The sequence below is a fragment of the Pseudomonadota bacterium genome, assembly GCA_010028905.1.
GTDB lineage: Bacteria > Vulcanimicrobiota > Xenobia > RGZZ01 > RGZZ01 > RGZZ01.
The window spans coordinates 1-1,959 of sequence record RGZZ01000693.1 but is presented as its reverse complement, the minus strand read 5'-3'; the positions used below and the strand labels follow the sequence as shown (position 1 = coordinate 1,959).

Below are 1,959 nucleotides of genomic sequence, written 5' to 3'. Positions count from 1 at the left end.
TCTGGGCGCTGGCGATCTGGCTCTGCGCGCTCGACAGCGTCGCGATGCTCTGGTAGTTCTGACCGCCCGGGAGGATGCTGGCCAGTGCCGTGGCGGCCTTGTGGGGGTTTTGTCCTGCCTGGCTCTGGGCGGCAGCATAGCCCTCGTTGTTGCTGTCCGGTCCGTTCCAGGCCGTGTCGATGGTCGAGAAGGCGCCACGCAGCTGCTCTGCATTCGTGTAGTACTCTGATTGCGCGAAGGCCGACGCTACGTAGGCCTGTAGCTGGTTGACCGAGCTCTGGAGATTTGTGATCTGGTTGGAGAGGTTCGCAAGCGCCGTCATGACCTCTGCGTTGGGGTCACTTGGAAAGATTGCCGAGAAGAGCGCCTCTACGGCGATACCTACGATGGCCCCTCGTATGTCGCCGCCTATATCGCTCACCAGGCCTTTGACCACCGCGTCTTCTGCCACGTCTGCGGCGACATCGGCGCTCGCGGCCGATGCCACGTTACTCGAGCTCTCAATGTCATCGTTGTACAGGTCGTCGGCCAACACGCTCGATGCATCGGTGAATTCGGACTCGCTCTGCTCAACCTCTTGAAGGTCGCTCTCGGTGACGCTGTATGCTGGCTGCTGCTGCTTCCTCCACAGGTTCGACCATCTGGATTGCAGGGTTGAGAACAACGTGCTGAGGTCGGGGAGGGGGCCCGTTGCGAGCGCAGCCTTTCGCCCGCTCTTGGCGCCGGGCGCGTCGACCTGGGTGGCCAGGGCATCGAGTTAGGCGGGTTCGCCACCGCTGTAGGCTCGCGCCGCGCGCAGGAAGGTGGTGTGGGAAAATCGCGTTGTGCCGTGCGCGTGCCCGAACGTTCCCGCGTCCAGCGCCAGGGGGACTCCGAGCGCCCTCTTCACGGCGATCTCGGCGTCGGCCGCGTGCATCGACGGGTGGCGCTCCTGATAGCGGGTGGCGACGCTGGTGATGGCGTTGATGTGCAGGAACCGCGAGGTCGGAGCCTGGTCGTAGCTGCGACCGTAGACCTCGGAGACCCCGTTCAGGCGGGCGGTCGCTACGAGTGTGAACGCCCCGCTCGTGGGCACGTCAACGACGAAGAACCCACCCGGGCCGCTGACTGTGGGCAGCGACAGCGGCGAGCGGGTGCTGCTGTTGAGTACCGTCACGGTAGCCCCTTGAACGGGCACGTCCAGCTAGAGGCGCCCTCGCATCGCAGTGGTCGCAACTGGAACCCCCAGCGCCTGGCCAGTTCCCGACGTCGTTGGCGACGATGTCGTTGACGACGAAGATCCGCCGCAGCCCGCGAGGATCGATGACCACACGGAGAGCGAGATGAGACCGACGGCTATCCAGGAACGGGTTTGCGCGGTCGTCGACACGATGGCGTGCTCCTTTACCGCTATGCAGCAGAGACGCGCTCTCGAGGCGACGCCGCGCGCTGGGGTGCCTAGCGGGCGTCTTTGCTGATCGTCTTGTCGATCAGCCCGTACTCACGCGCCTCTTCAGACGACATGAAGTAGTCGCGCTCGGTGTCTTTCTTCACGCGCTCAAGGGGCTGACCCGTGTGATCGGCCAGGATCTGGTCGAGGGTTGCGCGGGTGTGCAGGATCTGCTTGGCGTGGATCTCGATGTCGGTGGCCTGGCCTCCGATACCGCGAATCCACGGCTGGTGGATCATGATGCGCGAGTGGGGGAGGGCGAACCGCTTCCCCTTGGCACCGCCGGCCAGCAGGAGCGCGGCCGCGCTGGCCGCCATGCCCATGCAGATGGTCGACACGTCGGGCTTCACGAGCTGCATGCAGTCATACATCGCCAGGCCCGCCGTGACCGAGCCGCCTGGGCTGTTGATGTAGAGGTCGATGTCCTTGTCAGGATCTTCCTGCTCGAGGAACAGCAGCTGGGCGATGACGAGGTTGGCCACCGTGTCATCGATGGGCATTCCGAGAAAGATGATGCGGCTCTTGAGCAG

At 64.5% G+C, this 1,959-nt stretch carries 3 protein-coding genes; all 3 read right to left on the bottom strand.

Features of this window, described 5'->3' with window-relative positions:
* Nucleotides 1–664 (bottom strand): hypothetical protein (locus tag EB084_24420; GenBank protein ID NDD31409.1); only part of this gene is annotated, 664 nt, incomplete at its 3' end.
* Between the two features lie 93 nt (nt 665–757).
* Complete coding sequence (locus EB084_24415; GenBank protein NDD31408.1) at nt 758–1,156, bottom strand: hypothetical protein; 399 nt, start codon at nt 1,154–1,156, stop codon at nt 758–760.
* A 281-nt stretch (nt 1,157–1,437) separates the two neighbouring features.
* Nucleotides 1,438–1,959, bottom strand: a 522-nt coding sequence (locus EB084_24410) for an ATP-dependent Clp protease proteolytic subunit (protein NDD31407.1), incomplete at its 5' end; no start/stop codon positions are given.